15 protein-coding genes, 1 other RNA gene and 1 other annotated feature are annotated in these 20,184 nt (G+C 38.8%); of the genes, 14 read left to right on the forward strand and 2 right to left on the reverse strand.

Annotated features, from left to right (window positions below; translation table 11 throughout):
• The first annotated feature begins 37 nt into the window (after positions 1–37).
• The 7 genes from AC3II9_RS12785 to AC3II9_RS12815 all read left to right on the forward strand — a co-directional run bounded on the left by AC3II9_RS12785 (position 38) and on the right by AC3II9_RS12815 (position 8,326).
• Positions 38–388, forward strand: coding sequence for a LapA family protein (locus tag AC3II9_RS12785; protein WP_489155993.1), 351 nt, complete (start codon positions 38–40; stop codon positions 386–388).
• 469 nt (positions 389–857) lie between these two features.
• Positions 858–3,179: a single-stranded-DNA-specific exonuclease RecJ gene (gene recJ, locus AC3II9_RS12790; protein WP_489155994.1), complete on the forward strand. Its 2,322-nt coding sequence runs from the start codon at positions 858–860 to the stop codon at positions 3,177–3,179.
• Positions 3,180–3,199: 20 nt separating this feature from the next.
• The gene (locus AC3II9_RS12795; RefSeq protein ID WP_391375885.1) at positions 3,200–3,712 is read left to right on the forward strand and encodes an adenine phosphoribosyltransferase; all 513 of its coding nucleotides are present in this window, start codon (positions 3,200–3,202) and stop codon (positions 3,710–3,712) included.
• Between the two features lie 206 nt (positions 3,713–3,918).
• Positions 3,919–6,111: a RelA/SpoT family protein gene (locus AC3II9_RS12800; RefSeq protein WP_391375888.1), complete on the forward strand. Its 2,193-nt coding sequence runs from the start codon at positions 3,919–3,921 to the stop codon at positions 6,109–6,111.
• 545 nt (positions 6,112–6,656) lie between these two features.
• Positions 6,657–7,100 carry a D-aminoacyl-tRNA deacylase gene (gene dtd, locus AC3II9_RS12805; RefSeq protein ID WP_489155996.1) on the forward strand — a complete coding sequence of 148 codons (444 nt, stop codon included), beginning with the start codon at positions 6,657–6,659 and terminating at the stop codon, positions 7,098–7,100.
• Between the two features lie 67 nt (positions 7,101–7,167).
• Entirely contained in the window at positions 7,168–7,371 is a 204-nt protein-coding gene (locus tag AC3II9_RS12810) for a DUF2642 domain-containing protein (protein ID WP_391375894.1), read from the forward strand.
• A gap of 61 nt (positions 7,372–7,432) precedes the next feature.
• Positions 7,433–8,326 carry a manganese catalase family protein gene (locus AC3II9_RS12815; protein ID WP_489155998.1) on the forward strand — a complete coding sequence of 298 codons (894 nt, stop codon included), beginning with the start codon at positions 7,433–7,435 and terminating at the stop codon, positions 8,324–8,326.
• A 79-nt stretch (positions 8,327–8,405) separates the two neighbouring features.
• On the opposite strand, the gene AC3II9_RS12820 is transcribed toward AC3II9_RS12815, so the two are convergent.
• Entirely contained in the window at positions 8,406–9,947 is a 1,542-nt protein-coding gene (locus tag AC3II9_RS12820) for an N-acetylmuramoyl-L-alanine amidase family protein (protein WP_489156000.1), read from the reverse strand.
• Positions 9,948–10,217: 270 nt separating this feature from the next.
• Positions 10,218–10,447, forward strand: a binding site (T-box leader).
• A 66-nt stretch (positions 10,448–10,513) separates the two neighbouring features.
• Between AC3II9_RS12820 and hisS the strand changes: the two genes are divergently transcribed.
• The 4 genes from hisS (at position 10,514) to AC3II9_RS12840 (ending at position 14,877) form a co-directional block, all read left to right on the forward strand.
• Positions 10,514–11,776 carry a histidine--tRNA ligase gene (gene hisS / locus AC3II9_RS12825; protein ID WP_489156001.1) on the forward strand — a complete coding sequence of 421 codons (1,263 nt, stop codon included), beginning with the start codon at positions 10,514–10,516 and terminating at the stop codon, positions 11,774–11,776.
• A 23-nt stretch (positions 11,777–11,799) separates the two neighbouring features.
• Complete coding sequence (aspS, locus tag AC3II9_RS12830) at positions 11,800–13,569, forward strand: aspartate--tRNA ligase (protein WP_489156003.1); 1,770 nt, start codon at positions 11,800–11,802, stop codon at positions 13,567–13,569.
• Between the two features lie 144 nt (positions 13,570–13,713).
• Positions 13,714–13,906: non-coding RNA, 6S RNA (gene ssrS, locus AC3II9_RS12835), on the forward strand.
• A gap of 209 nt (positions 13,907–14,115) precedes the next feature.
• Positions 14,116–14,877 carry a tRNA threonylcarbamoyladenosine dehydratase gene (locus tag AC3II9_RS12840; protein WP_489156005.1) on the forward strand — a complete coding sequence of 254 codons (762 nt, stop codon included), beginning with the start codon at positions 14,116–14,118 and terminating at the stop codon, positions 14,875–14,877.
• Between the two features lie 82 nt (positions 14,878–14,959).
• On the opposite strand, the gene AC3II9_RS12845 is transcribed toward AC3II9_RS12840, so the two are convergent.
• On the reverse strand, positions 14,960–16,423 hold the full coding sequence (locus AC3II9_RS12845) for a methyl-accepting chemotaxis protein (RefSeq protein WP_489156007.1): 1,464 nt from the start codon (positions 16,421–16,423) through the stop codon (positions 14,960–14,962).
• Positions 16,424–16,604: 181 nt separating this feature from the next.
• On the opposite strand from AC3II9_RS12845, the gene AC3II9_RS12850 reads away from it, so the two are divergent.
• From AC3II9_RS12850 to AC3II9_RS12860, 3 genes are all read left to right on the forward strand, one after another.
• Entirely contained in the window at positions 16,605–17,018 is a 414-nt protein-coding gene (locus tag AC3II9_RS12850) for an aminopeptidase (protein WP_489156009.1), read from the forward strand.
• A gap of 183 nt (positions 17,019–17,201) precedes the next feature.
• Positions 17,202–17,699 (forward strand): hypothetical protein, encoded by a 498-nt coding sequence (locus AC3II9_RS12855; protein WP_489156011.1) that lies wholly within the window; start codon positions 17,202–17,204, stop codon positions 17,697–17,699.
• Positions 17,700–17,992: 293 nt separating this feature from the next.
• Entirely contained in the window at positions 17,993–20,167 is a 2,175-nt protein-coding gene (locus AC3II9_RS12860; RefSeq protein WP_489156013.1) for a methyl-accepting chemotaxis protein, read from the forward strand.
• Positions 20,168–20,184 lie beyond the last annotated feature (17 nt).

Below are 20,184 nucleotides of genomic sequence, written 5' to 3' on the forward strand. Positions count from 1 at the left end.
ATAGGCATGCATATAGATGGAGAAGGGGAACATTTTTATGAAGGTACAATGGACAATATTGGCGGGACTTCTTTTTGCTCTTATGATTGCTGCATTTGCTTACGTTAACATAGAAAAAGTATCTGTGAATTATGTATTTGGGAAAGCGGAGTGGCCATTATTTTTTGTTATAGTCGGTTCAGCTTGTATAGGAATATTGATCTCAGCTTGTTTTTCAGCTGTGCGTCTATTCGCTATGCGGTATAAATTGAATGAGTTAAAAAATGAGCTACACACAATGGATCGCAAATTAACAGAAAAAAATGCCGAGTATATTAGCTTAAAATTACAAATGACAAAGATGCAAGAGCAATTGGACCGTGAGTATCACAACCCGTTTTTAAAGTGAAGTCGTGTAGATATATAAATCATTTTCAAACTGTCGACATTGAACAGTCAAAAAACTATGGTATCCGAGCAAAAAGTCACTGCATCTGGTCAAAACTACCCAGTGAGAGTAAAATCTTGCCGTATCCAGTCAAAATCCTCAGAACCGTTAAAATACATTTATTTTTAGCCATATTGCAAGCAAATGAGGCGATAAGCTTGCAATATGGAGGTTGATTTTTACAGTCAATCGTTATGGCTGGAACATAAAAATGGATATAGATAAAAGATTATACGGTGCGGTAAAATCTAGTTTATAGGATTTTATCGCTTTTTTATGCTTAAAAAGCGTGTATACATATTTTAAAAAGCACTAAATCCATCTACAACAATTTTAAGGTGAGGGATGTTTTTCTAATAACAATCTATTCATATTTCCCCTATTTAAAATAAAAAACCGCTATAATGGACATCATAAAGGAAGTGAAAGAATGATAGAATCAGCAAAAAAATGGATTGTGCAACGCCCGGACGCACATGTAGTGCAACAATTACAAAAAGATCTAGGGATTTCAGCAATTGCAGCAAAAATTTTAGTAGCACGTGGTTGTACATCAGAGGAGCAAGCAGTCTCACTGCTCCAAACCGATGAGCGTCATTTTCACGACCCATTTTCCATGCATGGGATGGAACAGGCAGTAGCACGTATCGATCAAGCGCTTGAAGAAGGCGAAAAAATAGTAGTATATGGTGACTATGATTCCGATGGCATAACCAGTACGACGGTTATGCTTAATGTATTATTGGATTTAGGCGCAGATGTCGATTTTATGATTCCGAATCGTTTCACACACGGGTATGGTCCACATGAAGAATTATTCCGCCAGGCGTATGAAAATGGCGTAAAGTTAATTATTACAGTCGATAATGGGATTAGCGGGATTGAGCCGATTCGTGTAGCGAAGGAGCTTGGAATGGATGTGATTGTGACGGACCATCATGAGGCAGGCGAGGTGTTACCACCAGCAGACGTCATTTTGCATCCTCGTGTACCTGAAGGGCATTATCCATTTGGGGAGCTTGCTGGTGTAGGGGTTGCGTTTAAGCTCGCTCATGCTTTATATGGTGAAGTACCGGAGCATTTATTTGAATTGGTTGCCATTGGGACGATCGCCGACTTAGTACCGTTAAAAGGTGAAAATCGTTATTTCGTCAAGCGCGGCATTGAAGCACTACATACTTCACAAAGTCCGTGGGTAAAAGCCATTTGTGAGGCTTCCGGTGTAAAGCAAAAAGAAATCAATGAGGAGTCGATTGGCTTTTATTTTGGACCACGTCTCAATGCGATCGGTCGCTTAGGGGATGCAATGCCTGGGGTTCATTTTTTAATGAGTGAAACAAAACAACAAGCAGACACATTAGTGAAATTGCTCAATCAGAAAAATGACGAGCGAAAAGAAATCGTGAGTACGATTACAGAAGAGGCTATGGCGATGATTGAATCTGATGAAGCCATTAAGAATAGCCTTGTGTTAGTCGTCGCAAAAGAGGGATGGAACGCCGGTGTTGTAGGAATTGTTGCATCCAAGCTTGTAGGGAAATACTATAAGCCGACGATTGTACTTTCACTTGATCAAGAAAAAGGAACAGCAAAAGGTTCTGCTCGTAGTATCGAAGGTTTTCATTTATATGAGGAACTAGCGAAAAACCGTGATATTTTACCGCATTTTGGTGGGCATCCGATGGCGGCGGGTATGACATTGCCACTTGAGCATGTCGATGAATTGCGTACACGTCTTCATCAACAGGCAACAGCGGTGTTAACAGAAGAGCAGCTTGTACCAAAACTTTATATTGATGTACCCGTTGATTTAAGTGAAGTGTCCATCGAAGCAATTGAAGAAGTTCGTAAGCTTGGCCCATTTGGTACAGAGTTTGCAAAGCCAGTATTTGCGTTAGAAAAAATGAATGTTGCGTCAATGCGTCGTATTGGTACGCAAGAAAACCATTTAAAAATGGAACTTGAAGATGCGTATGGGAAAGTGGATGCTATTGGATTTGGCAAAGGGTATTTGTTTAATGAAATTTCCTATGATGTACAAGTATCGTTTGTCGGAGATTTGCAAATAAACGAATGGCAAGGCATCAAAAAGCCGCAATTTATGATCGAGGATGTGCAGACGGAAGAATGGCAATTATATGATTATCGAGGGAAAAGTCAAGCGGCCAATTGGTTATCGAAGTTACCAGTTGAGCAAGTTGATTTTGTCGCGTTCCAACAGCAGACAATCAGTCAGTATCAAAGTGTAATTCAGCATGCCATTCACTTAATCGAAAATGAAACAGCGTATCAACAGCTTGGTCCTTATATTGTTATTCTTGATTTACCAGAAAATGTACAATTACTAGAAAACATGTTGAAAGAAAAGCAATTCAAACGCATTTATGTCCATTTTTATACAGCGAATTCACAGTATTTCAATGGGATGCCAACTCGTCAGCACTTTAGCTGGTATTATGCATTTTTGAAAAAACGTCCGACATTTAACTTAAAAGCGCATATTGAACAATTATCGCAACATATTGGACTAAATATTGATGTAATTAAGTTTATGACAAAGGTGTTTTTTGAGCTGGGATTTGTTAAAATAGAGGATGGTTTGACGACTGTTGTCGAAAATGCACCAAAACAAGCATTAGAAGAGGCACCGTCATATAAAATGCGTTCAGCACAATTAGAATTAGAGCAAAAGCTTTTATATGCTACATATACAGAGCTGAAAAATTGGTTTAATGAACGAATGAAGGGCTAAACCCTCAAGGAGGAAAAATAATGGATTTAAAGCAATATGTAACAACAGTTGATAACTGGCCAAAGGAAGGTATCAGCTTCAAAGACATTACAACGATTATGGATAACGGTCCCGCTTACAAATATGCAACCGATCAAATCGTTGCTTATGCAAAAGAAGTAGGTGCAGAAATTATTGTTGGTCCAGAAGCACGTGGTTTCATTATCGGCTGTCCTGTTGCTTATGCACTTGAAATTGGCTTTGCTCCAGTACGTAAGCCAGGAAAATTGCCACGTGAAGTCATTACGGCTGATTACGGTTTAGAATATGGAACGGACACATTAACGATGCATAAAGATGCTGTAAAGCCAGGTCAAAAAGTGTTAATCTGTGATGATTTGCTTGCAACAGGTGGCACAGTAGAAGCAACGATTCGCTTAATCGAGCAATTAGGCGGAGAAGTCGTAGGGTGTGCATTTTTAATTGAATTATTAGAGTTACAAGGTCGCGAAAAAATCGGCAAATACCCAGTGAAAACATTAATCCAATACTAATCGCAAAAGCAGTCTCTTTCAGGTTGAGGCTGCTTTTTTAATAAAAAACTAACTTCCATAAAAATGTTTCATTTTCACTGAATTTCCATATATTATTATTACAGTGAAGTATACACTAGTATGTCTTTACAATTTGTACGACTATTTTATACAATTAAAGTTATGATACTTAATAGAGAAAAAAATCGGAATAAGGTGGACGAATTATGGCGAAAGAACAAATTTTAGCGCCCGAAGATGTTTTCGAGCTCGTTAAATCGTATATGAATGATGAGCACGTTGCTTTTGTTGTAAAAGCATATGAAGTAGCGAAGGAAGCACATAAAGAGCAATTCCGTAGTTCGGGAGAGCCTTATATTATACATCCTGTGCAAGTAGCAGGGATTTTAGCGGATTTACAAATGGATCCGGAAACGGTTGCTGCTGGATTTTTGCATGATGTAGTAGAGGATACAGCGGTAACACGTGAAGATTTAGTAAGTGCATTCAATGAAGAAGTCGCGATGCTCGTTGATGGTGTAACGAAGCTCGGGAAAATTAAATATATGTCGAAAGAAGAGCAACAAGCGGAAAATCATCGAAAAATGTTTGTGGCCATGGCACAAGATATACGCGTTATTTTAATTAAACTGGCAGACCGTCTGCACAATATGCGGACGTTAAAGCATCTACCAGCAGAAAAACAACGTCGTATTTCAAAAGAGACGCTTGAAATTTTCGCACCACTTGCGCATCGTTTAGGGATTAGTACAGTAAAGTGGGAGCTTGAAGATACAGCGCTCCGTTATTTAAATCCACAACAATATTATCGTATTGTTAGTTTAATGAAAAAAAAGCGCAATGAGCGTGAGGCGTATTTAGATAATGTCATCGATGAGATTAAATCACAGCTGGCGGATGTTGAAATCGATGCAGATATTTACGGACGACCAAAGCATATTTACTCGATTTATCGTAAAATGGCGTTGCAAAGAAAGCAGTTTAATGAGATTTATGATTTGCTAGCAGTCCGTATTTTAGTTGATAGCATTAAAGATTGCTACGCTGTCATTGGCATTGTGCATACGCTCTGGAAGCCGATGCCTGGTCGTTTTAAAGATTATATTGCGATGCCGAAGCAAAACTTGTATCAGTCATTGCATACAACAGTCATTGGTCCATATGGTGATCCGCTAGAAGTACAAATTCGTACAAAGGAAATGCATAAAATTGCGGAGTACGGGATTGCAGCGCACTGGGCTTATAAAGAAGGTAAAAATGTTGAAAACAAACGTGAAAGCATTGACCAAAAATTAACATGGTTCCGGGAAATTTTAGAGTTTCAAAATGAATCATCCAATGCGGAAGAATTCATGGAATCTTTAAAATTTGATTTATTCTCCGATATGGTCTATGTGTTTACGCCAAAAGGTGACGTCGTTGAACTGCCAGCTGGTTCCGTACCGATCGATTTTGCGTATCGTGTACATTCAGAGGTTGGGAACAAGACAATTGGTGCGAAAGTAAACGGCAAAATGGTACCGCTTGATACACCGCTTAAAACAGGGGATATTGTTGAGGTATTAACATCTAAACAATCATTTGGTCCAAGTCGTGATTGGATTAAAATTGCCCAAAGCTCGCAAGCGAAACATAAAATTAAACAGTTCTTCAAGAAAAATTTACGTGAAGAAAATGTCGTTAAAGGGCGCGACTTAGTTGAAAAAGAAATTAAAGCCCAAGAGTTTGATTTAAAAGAAGTATTAACGACAGAAAATATTAAACGGGTTATTGAAAAACTCAATTATACACATGAAGATGATTTATATGCTGCCGTGGGAGTGGGCGGTATTACAGCGCAACAAATTGTGAATCGTTTGGCCGAAAAAATGCGTAGAGAGCGTGAACATGAGGAAGCGCTTGAAAAGATTGCAAAAGAAATGGCGAAGCCTGTCCAGCAAAAACGGACGGAAACAGGGGTTGTCGTGAAAGGCATTGATAATTTATTAATTCGCTTATCACGCTGTTGTACGCCGGTTCCTGGGGATGACATTGTTGGTTTTATCACAAAAGGTCGCGGTGTTTCTGTGCACCGAGCAGATTGTCCAAATATTCAAGAAGATGAGAATGCCGATCGCTTAATTGAAGTGGAATGGGAAAATGGTAGAGCAGAGCGCAAAGAATATCCAGTAGATATTGAAATTTCTGCATTCGATCGACCAGGCATTTTAAATGATGTCATGATGGCAGTAAGTGATGCAAAAACAAACATTTTAGCCGTATCGGGTCGCGCGGACCGTGACAAAATTGCCACAATTCACTTAACGATATCCATTACGAATATAACGGGACTACATAAAGTAGTCGACCGCATTAAACAACTACCAGACATTTATTCGGTCCAACGTGTTATTAATTAGATTTGCTTAAAACTCGTAATGAGCAAAAACGCATCCTATCAAATACCAGGTAAATAATAAAAGGTATGTATCATAGCCTCCGCGCTTTGCCACAGCCTACACAGGAGCTAAAACAGGCGCGGCCTGTTTGGATCTCCTGTTTCGGCTCCTGTGGCTATGGCGCGCTACGGCAAAAGTGAATACTTCTCAATATACTAGAAAAACATTTATCTTCTTTAAAAGAGACCATTTTCTTTCCATTTGCACATATCGTTGCCTAACTTCTACTATAATTAATTAGGATATTTCATTATTTTTTAGCAACTCATTTTTTATTGAACAATAGTTGCTTGTAGTGGAGGCACGAGACTCCTACGGGAAAAGCGAGACAATCAAGACCCCGCAGGAGCGAAGGATGAGCGACGAGGAGGCTTGATCTCGCCCGTGGAAAGCGAGTGCCGCAGCGGAAAGCAACGGTTACTCAAATGGTAATATATTTTTCGGGATTTGCTCGTTATGAGTTAAAAATAATATTAGTGATTAAAAAAAGATAGAAGGTACGAAAGATGAAAGTTGTGATTCAACGATCAAAACAAGCATCGGTCACAGTAGGTGGAGAAGTGACAGGTGCAATTGATAAAGGATATGTTTTATTAGTAGGTATTACACATACAGATACACCAGAAGATATTGCTTATTGTGCAAAAAAAGTAGCGGAACTTCGTTTATGGGAAGATGAAGAAGGGAAGATGAACCACTCTATTTTAGAAACGAGTGGTGCGATTTTATCTGTTTCACAGTTCACATTGTATGGGGATACGAAAAAAGGGAGACGACCAAGCTTTATCGAGGCGGCACGTCCCGAACAAGCAAAGCCGATGTGGGATGCGTTTAATGAAGCCTTAAGGTCATATGGTTTACATGTTGAGACAGGTGTTTTTGGTGCTATGATGGATGTTGCACTGATCAATGATGGACCAGTAACCATTGTCATCGATTCTGCCAAGTAAACTTTTCCTATATCCCTTCATACAATGAAAGTGAGAGTATATTTGAAGGGGTAGGGGGAATCAATCGATGCAAGTATCCAATCCATACTTATTTGAGACGTTAAAAGGTTTAATGAGGCAACCAATTGTCGTGCAAACAGGAAACAATATTCAGCAGGGCGTTCTGACGTCCGTATTACCTGATCATATTGTCATCGAAATTTGCAAAACACCATTCTTTATTCGAATGGATGAAATTGTTTGGATTACGCTAGCTAGGGTTTCAAATTAATACGTATAAGCACTTTCGGCTTGTCATATGTTACACAGAGACAAGACGGAGGTGTTTTTTTATGTTTCAACGTGTCAATCGTTTAGCGATTGATTTACCGAATGTCGAATATGGTGATGCGAATGCTGCAAGTGCCGTACAAGAGTTACTAGGTGGTAAATTTGGTGAGATGTCTACATTAAATAATTACATGTATCAATCGTTTAACTTCCGTGGAAAGAAAAAATTAAAGCCTTTTTATGACCTAGTCGCAAGTATTACTGCTGAGGAATTTGGGCATGTTGAGCTCGTTTCAACAACGATTAATTTACTCAATAAAAGTAGTTCCTTTACAGCACCCCCGGATTTAACGCCACTACAAAATGCTAAAAATATGCGCAATACACAAAGTTTTATTGCAGCAGCGCAAGCCTCACTCCCAGTCGATTCGATGGGCAAGGCGTGGACAGGGGAAAATGTATTTTCAAGTGGCAATTTAGTGCTCGATTTATTGCATAATTTCTTTTTAGAATGCGGGGCACGTACCCATAAAATGCGAGTATATGAAATGACCGATCATCCTGTAGCCCGTGAAATGATTGGTTATTTATTAGTCAGAGGTGGTACACATATTGTTGCTTATGCAAGAGCGCTTGAAATGGCAACAGGGGTCGATGTGACAAGGATGCTACCTATTCCAGATCTCGATAATCGGGTTTTTGATGCGGCACGAAAGTATGAGGATCGCGGGTACGGTAATGTCTTATTTACATGGAATTATGAGGGAGATTACAAGGATATTGATAAGATTTGGAAAGGTTGTCATCCAACGACAAACGCACCGCTCATCGTCGTTGAAGGTATACCGGAGGGTGGAAAAATGCCAGATTTAGATGATTTACCTGAACAATTTGCACCAGGTATTGGACCAGAAGAGTTCCAAATGATTGCGAAAAGGTTATTATCAAATATGTAAAAAGTAAGTTCATGGCTTATACAAAGAAAAGAATCTGCAACGCTTTCATTTAGAAAGCGAGCGGATTCTTGTTTTTTTATTATAATTGTGCATCAAAGTAGTTGAGTATGCCTTGATAAATGCCTAGTGTAGCTTGTTCACGATAGTAGTCTGTTGTAATGCTACGTTCTTCACTTGGGTTACTTAAAAAGCCTAGCTCTATCAAAATGGCTTCTTGCTTATTTTCACGCAATACTAAATAATTTCCTGGCTGGACACCACGGTCACGAATCGATACTTTCTTTGATAGACCAGCATGTACATATTCAGCTAATTGTTTTTGATAGCTATTCATGTAATACGTTGTTACACCTGAAACAGCGCTATTTTCCGTTGCATCATAATGAATACTAATAAAAGCATCGGCCTCTACTTGATGTCCCATTGCTACACGCTTTCGCAAATCGACATAAACATCCGATTCACGTGTAAGCACTACATCCGCGCCTGCAGCTCGTAGTTTGGATTTTAAAAGTTCGGCTGTTTTTAACGTAATATCTTTTTCATCTGTTCCACGAACGCCTGTTGTTCCGTGGTCATTTCCACCGTGACCGGGGTCAATGACGATTGTTAGCCCTCTTAATGTGCCTTTTTTTCGGTCACTACTATCTTTTTTTGTAGACGATACAGGTTGAACGGTATTAGTTAACGAGACAACCCAGTTTGCCACGAAGGCTGCTTGTCCATCTTTCAGCGCAATTTTATACCAATCGCCCTCTGTAGAGAGAATAGGGTATGTTTCTCCTACGTTTGCACGATGGACAATGGCAGCTGAAGTGGAAGCTTCTTCACGTAAGTTTGTACCTTCATGAAGAATTGTTACACTTTCATCAGAAGTTTGTCCATTTGATGATGAAGAGCTTTTATTCGTTGAAAAGGTCCCGTAAAAGCTATAAATCCAACCTTCTGTTTTATCTGCATATTGAATTTGCACCCAATTTTTTGCTTGGTCGAGTACGGTAAATTGCTCACCGTTGTAGGCTACGCCAAGTCGTTTAGATGTTAAATCCGCTTTTTTTCGTACATTTACGGCATCGACTGTAACTATAAATACATTTCCTTTTGAAGTTGATGTCACAGGTGATGCATTACTTTCTACAATATTATCTTTTACTGTTATATACTGAGAAGATACCCAACCTGTTACCGTGCCAAATTGAATTTGAATCCAATCATTTTCTGACTTTATGTAATTCGCTTCATTCCCTAAAAAGAGTTGGGCTAATACTGCTGCAGAAAGAGATGGTTCAGCTCGAACATTCAAATGATCCACCTGTGCGACAATGATTTTGGACGTTTCTGCACTTTCTTTTTGGGTAAGTGGCTTCGTTAACCAGCTAGCAACCCAGCCCTCCGTATTTCCTGATTTTACATGGATCCAGTCGCCTGACTTTTCAATCGTAGAAAGTGTATCGCCCTCTTTCAATTCGTCTAAAATTGGATAAGATAACCCTGGACCTTCACGTAAATTTAGGATTTTTCCAGTGACGACTAAATCGTCGCTTGCAGCATTTGAAAGCTTTGGCATAGATATGGAAAGAATAAGTACAAGCGCAATCAGCAATTGAACTGTTTTTCTCATAAGATGTCTCCTCTCGAGAGAATAATTTTTTGAGGATGAGAAAATAATCCCACATATGTAGTTCTTTAACGAATCATATTATATCTATTTTAAAAGCAATGATATAGTAAAATCTATAGTTTTTTTGGCGTATAAGCAGTCATTAGGGCATGTAATTATTGAAAAAGAAGATACGATATTCCTACTACCTTCGTACTGTTGGACTATGTCTTACTAAAAAACAGTTGACAAGAACGGTACTCGACATTAAGATTATGTATAATCTAAAACGAAATGCTAATGATCAAGCAAGTAGTAAATACCACTACTGACAAGAGAGGGAAAATCCTAGGCTGAAAATTTTCCTGCAGTATGTATGATGCGAATAACACTTGGGAGGCTTTTTCCTGAACGGGTTGCTTACTAGGGAAAAACGGAATCGGCCGTTATCCGATTATGAGGTGGATGCATACGCATCAACTAGGGTGGAACCGCGGAAGTAACAAGCTTTCGTCCCTTGCAAATACGCAAGGGGCGGAAGCTTTTTTTATTTTCGTTTAACAATGGAGAGAAAGGAAGTGTCATACATGAGCTTTAAAGTACCTCGTGGAACACAAGATATTTTACCAGGGCAATCGGAAAAGTGGCGGAAAGTAGAAGAGGTTTTACGTGAACTTTGCCATGTGTATCGATACAAAGAAATTCGTACACCGATTTTTGAGTCAACCGAATTATTCCAACGTGGTGTTGGCGATACAACGGATATTGTACAAAAAGAAATGTACACATTTGAGGATCGTGGGGGACGTTCGTTAACTTTACGCCCGGAAGGAACGGCTGCCGCTGTTCGTTCTTACGTGGAGCACAAAATGTTTGGTCAGCCAGATCAACCAGTCAAACTATCTTATATGGGGCCAATGTTCCGCTATGAGCGTCAGCAGGCGGGGCGTTATCGTCAATTCGTGCAGTTTGGGGTGGAAGCAATTGGCTCAGCAGACCCAGCCATCGATGCAGAAGTGATTGCTTTTGCGATGGACATTTACAAAAAAGTAGGGTTAAAAGATTTAAAATTAGTCATTAACTCATTAGGGGACAAAGAGACGCGTAACGCACACCGTACAGCGCTTATCAACCACTTTGAGCCGTCTATTGGGGAATTTTGTTCAGACTGTCAAAAGCGTTTAGAGAAAAACCCTTTACGTATTTTAGATTGTAAAGTAGATCGTGAGCATCCATTAATGGCAACAGCTCCTGCTTTAACGGATTACTTAACAGATGATTCGGCTGCATATTTTGCGAAAGTAAAACATTACTTAGATATTTTAGAGATTCCGTATGAAGTCGATCCGAATTTAGTACGTGGGTTAGACTACTATAACCATACAGCATTTGAAATTATGTCTACAGCAAGTGGTTTCGGCGCGATTACAACACTTTGTGGTGGCGGACGTTATAATGGTTTAGTTGAAGATATCGGTGGACCGGATGTACCGGGCATCGGCTTTGCATTATCCATTGAACGTTTACTACTAGCGCTTGAAGCAGAGGGTGTAACGCTTGAAACGAACGAAGCCCTTGATATGTATGTCGTTGTAATGGGAGATGAGGCAAAAGCCAAAGCCATCGAGCTAGTGAGCCAATTCCGTGCAAACGGTATTTCAGCAGATATGGACTATGCGGACCGCAAAATGAAAGCACAAATGAAGACAGCCGATCGTCAAGGAGCAAAGTATGTCATCGTACTAGGAGACTCAGAGCTTGAGGAGCAAGCAGTCAATGTAAAAGAAATGGCAACAGGTAATCAAGAAAAGGTTGCTTTTAATGAATTAGTTACGTATTTACAAAAATAGATAGAAGTTTTGGAGGAATAACAATGGCACAACGCACACATGCTTGTGGTGAAGTAACAGCTGCTCACCATGGTCAAGAAGTAGTATTAAAAGGATGGGTACAGCGACGTCGTGACTTAGGCGGACTAATTTTCGTAGATATGCGTGACCGTACAGGCATCGTACAAGTCGTTTTCGGTGATCAAGCAAAAGACGCACTTGAAGTAGCAGATAAAGTACGTAATGAATACGTTATCGAAGTAACAGGGAAAGTCGTGCTTCGTGACGATGCACAAGTAAACAAAAATATTAAAACAGGTGAAATTGAAGTTCTTGCAGATTCTTTAACGATTATTAATGAAGCAAAAAACCCACCGTTTGCAATTGAAAATCGCGTAGAAGTAGCAGAAGACTTACGTTTAAAATATCGTTATTTAGACTTACGTCGTCCAGTGATGTTTGACACATTCAAAATGCGTTCGGACGTCACGGTAACAATTCGTAACTTCTTACAAAAAGAAGGCTTCTTAGAAGTAGAAACACCAATTTTAACAAAATCAACGCCAGAAGGGGCACGTGATTATTTAGTACCTTCTCGTGTACACGATGGTGAATTTTATGCGTTACCACAATCACCACAGCTATTTAAGCAATTATTAATGGTATCTGGTTTCGAGAAATACTTCCAAATCGCACGTTGTTTCCGCGACGAGGACTTACGTGCGGATCGTCAACCAGAATTCACACAAGTCGATATCGAAACATCGTTTATGACGATGGATGAAATCATTGAGATGAACGAGCGCTTAATTCAAGCGGTTATGAAAGACGTGAAAGGTGTAGACGTAACAGCACCATTCCCACGTATGAGCTACAAAGAGGCGATGGATCGTTTCGGTTCAGATAAACCAGACGTACGTTTCGGCTTAGAGCTAGTACAACTTTCTGATATCGTGAAAGATTCTAGCTTCAAAGTATTCACAGGTGCAATTGAAGCAGGTGGCGAAGTCAAAGCAATCAACGTAAAAGGTGCTGCGGAGAAATTCTCGCGTAAAGATATCGATGCACTTGGTGAATTTGTTGCGATTTATAAAGCAAAAGGTCTTGCTTGGTTAAAAGTAACAGACGAAGGCTTAAACGGCCCAATCGCGAAATTCTTTGAAGGTGAAATGGCTGATAAGTTAATTGAGCGTATGGGTGCTGAAGCAGGCGACTTATTATTATTCGGTGCAGATAAAGTGAACATTGTGGCGGATGCATTAGGCGCACTTCGTTTAAAATTAGGGAAAGAATTAGAGTTAATTGATGAATCTCAATTTGCATTTTTATGGATTGTTGATTGGCCATTATTCGAATATGACGAAGAAGAAGGGCGCTACTATGCGGCGCACCACCCATTCACGCGTCCATTCGATGAAGATCTTGAGCTAATGGATACAAACCCAGCAGCAGTTCGTGCACAAGCTTACGATATCGTGTTAAACGGTTACGAGCTTGGTGGTGGTTCTTTACGTATTTATGAGCCAGAGCTACAAAACAAAATGTTCAAGCTTTTAGGCTTTACAGAGGAAGAAGCACGCGAGCAATTCGGTTTCTTACTAGAAGCATTTGAATACGGTGTGCCTCCACATGGCGGCTTAGCATTCGGTCTTGACCGATTTGTGATGCTACTAGCAGGTCGCACAAACTTACGCGATACAATTGCATTCCCGAAAACGGCGACAGCAAGCTGTTTACTAACATCTGCTCCGTCAAACGTATCAGATGCACAACTAGAAGAATTAAACTTACGTGTTACAGCCGTTAAACGATAAAACAAAAGGACTTGCCTTGTGCAAGTCCTTTTAATTTATGAGCAAAGATGTGTCACTATGTAAACAAATAAGTGTTTAATAATTTTTAAGTTTTTTTGATTTTTTAGTTTGAAAATTCAGATTAATGATGATAAAATAACAATAACAGCCCTAAAGTGTACGTTTTTAAATAATACCTATCAGTTTTGACCGAACATAAGATAATTGGGAGTTCGATATTTTCTTGTGGCAAACATGCCCCATTGGAGCGGGACGTTTAAAGTAAGAGTGAGGACACCTCCCTGCTAAAGAGTGGGTTCAAGACGATATTATATAGAACGGCACATTTAGGGTTTGTCCATACAAATACTTGTTCACTCTTCTACAAATAGTAGAAGGGTTTTTATTTTTTGTTGCAGGACGAATCGTTAGTGTGTATAATTCCGAGTAGAATAATAAAGATTGAGGCGATCGATAAGCACTTTTGTTTCAATGTATGTACAATAGTACTTATCAACAAAGCGTTTTCAAATAACTTTCAAAATAAATGGAGTGAGAGGTTTCCACATGTTACATCAATTTTCGCGAAATGAGTTAGCGATTGGTCAAGAAGGACTTGAAAAATTAAAAAATACGACAGTAGCTATTTTAGGTGTCGGAGGTGTGGGGTCATTTGCGGCAGAGGCTTGTGCCCGCAGTGGAGTTGGCCGAATCATTTTAGTAGATAAGGACAATGTTGATATTACGAATGTTAATCGTCAGCTCGTTGCTTATCTTTCGACAGTCGGTAAATCGAAATCAGCTGTAATGAAAGAGCGCATTGCTGATATTAACCCCGAGTGTGAAGTCATTGATATGCATATGTTTTATACAGAGGAAACATATGAACAGTTCTTTGCACAAGGGATTGACTATGTTATTGATGCATCAGACACAGTGATGTACAAAATTCATATTATGAAGGAATGTTTACAGCGCGGTATTCCAATGATTTCGAGTATGGGTGCAGCAAACAAAATGGACCCGACGCGTTTTAAAATTGCCGATATTTCCAAAACACATACAGATCCACTTGCCAAAATTATTCGGACAAAACTGAAAAAAGAGGGCATTAAAAAAGGCGTAACGGTTGTCTTTTCAGACGAATCACCGATTGTTGTTCGCCCAGATGTAGTGGAAACAGTAGGGAATCCTAATGCGGATATTCGTAAAGCAAAAATGCCGCCTTCATCGAATGCATTTGTCCCATCTGTTGCGGGGTTAATTGCTGCGAGCTGGGTCATTAACCAAATTGTAAAAGATATAAAAATTACACGTGTACAAGGATAGTGCTGTTTCAAAAGCTTTGCTTAGTTAAAATTTTTATGAAATAGATGTAGCGATTTGCATGAGGCAAATCGCTACTTTTTTGCTAACTTCCTGTAATACTTAAAGCATTGTGGTAAGTTTCTTCGATATTTTTAGTGATGATTTGCTGTTCATCATTCACTTTTTGTAGCATCGTGCTTAGTTGATCTACAGCTTGTGAGCTTTCTTCAATAATGGCTGCAAACTCATTTGTGCTCATTTGAATCGATTTACTGTTTATTTCAATTTCTGTTGTCGCTTTAGAGAACTTCTCTAAATCAAGTTGTAATTTTTTCATAGAATGAAATAACTCGCTAAATGTACGATTGACTTCATCTGTGACGGTTACTTGCATCGTAATCTGATCTAGCCCATTTTGCAATTTTTCCAATGCATCTTGATTATAGCTATTTACATTATTTAAATTGTTGTCAATTTTAATGAGTGTTTGTGCTGTCATTTGTGCTAATTTCCGAATTTCTTCTGCTACAACGGCAAATCCTTTCCCGTGTTCACCAGCACGAGCTGCTTCAATGGAAGCATTTAGTGCAAGTAGGTTTGTTTGTTCTGTTATTTTTTTGATATCCGTAGCAAAGTGATTTGTTTCGTTAATTGTACTTGAAAGCGCAATAAAAGTGGCATGCAGTTGATTGAAAAATGCTGTAAATGCATCCATTTCATGCTTCATAGTATCCATTGCTTTTGCACCATTTGATGCATTGGCACTCGCCCCTTCTGCTTCCTCCACAATTTGCTCTAGCTGGTTGACCATTTGTTCAATTTCATTTGTTGTGGCTTGTGTATTTTGCACAATTTCTTGGACATGTTCCGTTTGACGATGAGCACCGATACTCACTTCTTGAACGGCATTCATCATATTTTGCTGTGCAATACAGGCGGTATTTGTGCCGGTAATAATGAGCTCTAACTTCGCTGTCATCGTTTGCACAGCAGCATCCAGGTGAGTATGGAGCTCTTCTTCTTTCTGAGCTTTTTCATGGGCATCGATCATGAGTTCTTCAATATTGTGAAATAGACGTTTACTTTGTCGTACTTGAAGCGCGATGGCGAGTGTCATTAATGCTTGTGTCACAAATACATTGGCCGGGTCTACCGCAAATCCTTTTGTATCAAGCGTGAAGTTGAAAATTAAACCGAGTGTGGAACCGATATAACCTGCAGCAAGTACAGAATACTTTCCGTGTATAGTACTGATAATTAGCACGAAGAAGCTAAGTACGATTGTAGCGAGCGTTACATGATTTGTAACAATTGCTCCGTATGTTGTAACGGTCCCAGCCATACATACTACAAAAGGGAAAAGGGGGCGTATTTTTTCAACTTTTCGTTGCAAAACGTAAATCCCTAAAGTAATGAGTGCAGGAATAAATAAAGATAAAGCAATACCGATTGGACGACCAAGGATGAGTTGAGCGATGGCACCTAAATTGGCGGCTAATCCATATACAAGCATTAATATAGTATTTTTCTCTATTAAATCTTTCCCATGTAATACTTTCGCTTCCATGATGAATTCCTCCTATTATTTTTTCTTAATAGTTTAACGAAATACTAATTTACTATATTTTCTCTTTTATATATTAAATTTCTTCGCTTGTCACGGAAAATTGTTCGCTAAAATTCGCATGATATAATAGGATGTTATGATTATAAAAACAATTTCATTGAATAAGTGAGGTAGGTAAAAAGTGCAATTAAGTGAGATGGAATATAAAGGGTTAAATTTACTAGATGAAGTTTGTTCGGTTGAAATCGCGTTAGATGAGGTATTAGACGTTGTACACATATATGATACGAACTATGTAGTAGAACCGACCTATAATTTTAAACAGAAAAATTACGAGCTAAGTGAGGGCTTTTTTCAGCTTGCAGAAGTATTGAAGCAAAAGTATTTTTTTGTAGAAAAAAGAAAATCTAATATGAATGAATGGATGAGTAGTTTGACGTGGCAATTTTACAGCTCAAACAAATCGGTCAAATGCTTTCACGGGCAAGACATTACGGTAGTAGGAATAGCAGATTTGTTACATAAAAGTGAGCAGTCATTAATCGAGGCGAAGTTATATCCAAAGTATGTTTATAGACTAGCCGAGCATGTCTAGATATTCCTAATAAAAAAATTTTGAATATAAGGATAAATGTCATCCTTTCATTTATACAAAATTTCACACAAATATCGCATATTTTCCGTTAATTATAATTTTTGAATTATCTAGAATTTTTTTTTGATATAGTTAATTGTGTGTACAAAACGTATACTTAGGGGATTTGAAGGGGGAAAGAAAATGGTGATGAGTATTGAAGTAACAAATAAGATTTTAAACTTAGCGGATTTACAGGAAAAGCTAGATCGTACAGTTTTTGATTATGTAGATACGACGCAAAATTGGGGAAAAGCACAGGAAAATCTGTACACGCTCTATGCACAAGTTAGGGAATATTTTGAAGTACATGTAGATAGCAATGGTGGTGCTATACCAAACAGTAACCCTTACTGGGTGTTGTTTATGGATATATCAGCCCGTTTAGTATATTTTAACAGTCTCGCTAAACAACATACTGTATCAGATTTAGATGAAGCAACTCGAAGCGATATTACGAGAGCTTATGAAGTAGCCGCAAAGATTTTACCGAATAAGCAATTTGAAGAAAACGAAGAGCTGTTTGAAGAAATTAACAAAAGCTTGCAACAAATTTCGAATGGTAACCACTCAGTCGAAAAGGTTTCGTACCCATTAACAGAATGCTTACAAAACTTTTATGATTATATAAAAACGCTATAATAATATATTTTAAACTGTCCTCATTGAATGGACAGTTTTTATTTTAGAAAAATATACTTCGCTTATTTCAACGGTAGATGATTAATAGGATTTATGTACCGTATAGATGTGAGGGAGAAAAAATTTTTTATTTTTATTTTGGTGAACTATAGCAAGTGAAAAGGACTTAAACCCTCTATTTCAAGTACATGACACAACGATGTTTAGCATTGAAAACGTTGTATATGTTGCCTACAATTTACATTATACATGTGTGAAAAGTTGTATTGAATTGGGTAAGAGGGGGAGTTTCTATGGGCCTATTTGGATGGTTAGATTTTAAAGAAGGCTTACCACTTTGGTGGTCATATACATTAAATAAACAGACGAAAGCGACAAAAGAGGAGATTTTTGAAAGTATTGCGAAAACGCGAGTTCGTTTATTACATTCGTGGACAATGGATCGCTGGGTATCGCTGGATTCACGCGCGGAAGAAATGATTCGGTACGATGAATTTCCAGAACAATTGGCTTCTTTTTTAATACAATCTAAAAATCGCAGTTCGTATTTTACCGAGCTTTTTTTAATTAATCGGGATAGTGAAGTGTTTGCTTCGAGCTATCCAGAGCATATTGGCAAATGCTACAATACAGCTACTACGCCTGTTTACCAGAAAGCCATTCAAACGGTATGGCAAACAGGAAAACCACTTTTATACGGTCCGTTTATCGATGCACTCACATTGCATATCGGTCCTCGCAGTTCAAAATTTCACGATGAAGTGACACTCCTATTTCTACAACCGATCTTTAAACATCAACAATTAGCTTATATACTGGCAGCCCGTGTGCCAAATGATGTCATATCCGATTTAATCCAGCGGGAGGCAGGTCATATTTATCCAGACTCGGGTGATAATTATCTCTTTATGACAAAATCAAATTTAGATCCTGCCATTCAAGAAGGGATTGCTCTTTCTCGCAGTCGTTTTGAAGATGAAACATTTACACTTGGTGAAAATTTAAAAGCGGGTGTCCATACAAAAGAATGGGGAATCGTCAAAATAAAGCGTCATACAGAATTTGAAATTCGCTTTACAGACCCTGCAACAAAACAATTGCATCTGGGGGTAGCGAACACGATTAAAAATGGCGGCAATTTATTTGTTGCGTTTCCAGGCTATTCAGATTATCGCCATATTCCTGTTATTGGTAAAGGTGTTACATTCCAATTACCACATAGCCCTGATGTGTGGGGAATGATGTGTGAGGCGGATTTAGAGGAAGTATACCGCACACGTTCCATCGGTCTTCGACTAGGGACTAGCTTTACTGTATTTATGCTGATAAATATTTTGCTATTTCAAATGTTAACGGCCTTTCAGTTTATGCCACCACTAGCTGTGCTAGGAATTAATCTACTATACGGATTAGGTAGCACATATTACTTTATGCAGCATCAAATTAAACCAATTACTGAACGGATCAATCGTGTAACAGGTATGATTCAAAAAATTGCAGAAGGTGAGGGTGACTTAACGATTCGTATGGATAAAAATATGTTATCTAATGACGAAACAGGTGAGATGGGGCGCTGGGTGAATAATTTTGTTGATACGCAAGCAAGTTTAATGGCAAAAGTGCAAATCTCATCTAGTGATGTACAACGAACGAATCAGCAACTACGGGAACGTACGTCAAACGTTGAGTTGCACGCTATGCATGTGATGAATCAAATGGATGAAATGCTCAGTGCCATTCAAAGACAATTACAAGATGTACGAGAAGCTATGACAACGATAGATCACATTTCGATGAGGATGGATGAAATGGAAGCAGCCTCCGTTAAACAACTAATCGAAGCACAACAACAAGTAGAAGGCATTAACAATAAAATGAATGACATCGTACAAAAAGTGAAAAATACGATTGCCTTAACGTCTACATTTACAGATTCATCTGCGAGCATTAGTAAAGTAGTCATTTCGATTAATGCCATTGCAGAACAAACAAATTTACTCGCACTAAATGCATCCATTGAAGCAGCACGTGCAGGGGAACATGGTAAAGGGTTTGCGGTTGTCGCAGATGAAATTAGAAAGCTAGCGAATCAAACAAAAACAGCAACGGAAGAAATCGATGAAACGTTGAAATTGATCGAAAATAGTTCGACACTCATTGAACAAGCCATTCGAACAAACAGTGATGAGGTAGAGCAGGGAGCGCAATACATTCAAGTGGTGAAAGAAGTGTTATATGCGATGTCAGCAGGAACGAATGGACGGGCAAATGGCACAGATGAAATGCGAGATATTATGCAAAATATTGCCGCAAGTAGTGAGCAAAATGTGCGTGTAGTAGGGGCTGTAGAGGATGCAATGAAAACAATGAGCGATTTAACACAACAAGCACGTTACGATACAGAACGGAGCTCACTTGTGATTGGGACACTTGCACAGGCTGTTTCGAAATTCCATATTAAAAAATGAGGAGCTGCATTGCTGAG

This window comes from Lysinibacillus sp. RU7 (assembly GCF_057837305.1).

Bases quoted from the DNA above. Each gene is read 5' to 3' on its own strand.
- AC3II9_RS12845 (WP_489156007.1), bottom strand. From the start codon at position 16,423: ATGGAAGCGAAAGTATTACATGGGAAAGATTTAATAGAGAAAAATACT.
- hisS (WP_489156001.1), top strand. From the start codon at position 10,514: ATGAGCTTTAAAGTACCTCGTGGAACACAAGATATTTTACCAGGGCAA.
- AC3II9_RS12820 (WP_489156000.1), bottom strand. From the start codon at position 9,947: ATGAGAAAAACAGTTCAATTGCTGATTGCGCTTGTACTTATTCTTTCC.
- dtd (WP_489155996.1), top strand. From the start codon at position 6,657: ATGAAAGTTGTGATTCAACGATCAAAACAAGCATCGGTCACAGTAGGT.
- AC3II9_RS12840 (WP_489156005.1), top strand. From the start codon at position 14,116: ATGTTACATCAATTTTCGCGAAATGAGTTAGCGATTGGTCAAGAAGGA.
- AC3II9_RS12800 (WP_391375888.1), top strand. From the start codon at position 3,919: ATGGCGAAAGAACAAATTTTAGCGCCCGAAGATGTTTTCGAGCTCGTT.
- AC3II9_RS12795 (WP_391375885.1), top strand. From the start codon at position 3,200: ATGGATTTAAAGCAATATGTAACAACAGTTGATAACTGGCCAAAGGAA.
- AC3II9_RS12860 (WP_489156013.1), top strand. From the start codon at position 17,993: ATGGGCCTATTTGGATGGTTAGATTTTAAAGAAGGCTTACCACTTTGG.
- AC3II9_RS12815 (WP_489155998.1), top strand. From the start codon at position 7,433: ATGTTTCAACGTGTCAATCGTTTAGCGATTGATTTACCGAATGTCGAA.
- AC3II9_RS12855 (WP_489156011.1), top strand. From the start codon at position 17,202: ATGGTGATGAGTATTGAAGTAACAAATAAGATTTTAAACTTAGCGGAT.
- recJ (WP_489155994.1), top strand. From the start codon at position 858: ATGATAGAATCAGCAAAAAAATGGATTGTGCAACGCCCGGACGCACAT.
- aspS (WP_489156003.1), top strand. From the start codon at position 11,800: ATGGCACAACGCACACATGCTTGTGGTGAAGTAACAGCTGCTCACCAT.
- AC3II9_RS12785 (WP_489155993.1), top strand. From the start codon at position 38: ATGAAGGTACAATGGACAATATTGGCGGGACTTCTTTTTGCTCTTATG.
- AC3II9_RS12810 (WP_391375894.1), top strand. From the start codon at position 7,168: ATGCAAGTATCCAATCCATACTTATTTGAGACGTTAAAAGGTTTAATG.